This window comes from Bradyrhizobium sp. Kon10, assembly GCF_055807395.1.
In genome coordinates this window covers 1-231 of record NZ_JBVVOZ010000432.1, presented here as the reverse complement: position 1 = coordinate 231, position 231 = coordinate 1, and the positions used below count along the sequence as shown (strand labels likewise).

Sequence of the window (231 nt, the reverse complement as noted above, 5' to 3'; positions counted from 1 at the left end):
CGCGGCCACACCGTGCCGCTCCTCGCAACGGGCAATGTAACCCTTGGCGAAATCGAGATAGCTCAGGATCGCGCTGGCGTCCGTCCAGTGCCGGAACAGATGATTGTTCTTGAAGAAATGATTATGGCCAAGCGCTGCATGAGCTGTCACCAGGGCCTGCAGGGCCATGGTGTTTTCCTCCATCAGGTAGACGATGCAAGGATTGGAATTGATGACCAGTTCATAGGCGAG

Annotated in this window: 1 protein-coding gene; it reads right to left on the bottom strand. The window is 55.8% G+C overall.

Annotation, left to right across the window (positions count from 1 at the left end):
- Positions 1–231 (bottom strand): SpoVR family protein (locus tag AC0L2O_RS37630; RefSeq protein WP_473373300.1); only part of this gene is annotated, 231 nt, incomplete at both ends.